We start from the raw sequence: 367 nt of genomic DNA, 5'->3' as shown, positions 1-367 counted from the left end.
GATTAAGGTTAATCCATTGGCAAGCTTGTATTTAGAATAAGCGATCGAGGCCTTGCCCGGTGTGACATCGACTTTTTCAACTAACTGAATAGCTGAATCATTTGATGTGGATTCAACGGTATTCTCTTGAGTCGAGCAAGCCGCTAATAGAGTCACGGCCGTCAGCGTGCCCACAAGCTTATACTTGGACAATGACAGGTTGAGACGAGATAAGATCATTGTTATTCCTTATAGATTACCCAGCCCAGTGTATAACCCTACTAGTACCGCATAACGAACCAGTTTTCCTAGGGCTATCAACACCAAACAGGGAAGAAAGCGCATTCGAAGCCACCCAGCGGCTAAACACAAAGGGTCACCAATAACG

General features: G+C 45.2%; 1 protein-coding gene and 1 pseudogene. Both read right to left on the bottom strand.

The genetic code is table 11. From position 1 onward, the window contains the following. Positions 1-219, bottom strand: a 219-nt coding sequence (locus tag AB4585_RS22630; protein ID WP_372171060.1) for a hypothetical protein, incomplete at its 3' end; no start/stop codon positions are given. Positions 220-228: 9 nt separating this feature from the next. Continuing rightward, a pseudogene (locus AB4585_RS22625) lies at positions 229-367 on the bottom strand (DedA family protein); the annotation flags it as partial.

This window comes from Vibrio sp. 10N.222.49.C9 (genome assembly GCF_041474985.1).
Taxonomy (GTDB): Bacteria; Pseudomonadota; Gammaproteobacteria; order Enterobacterales; family Vibrionaceae; genus Vibrio; species Vibrio crassostreae_C.
This window is presented reverse-complemented; position numbering and strand designations above follow the sequence as displayed.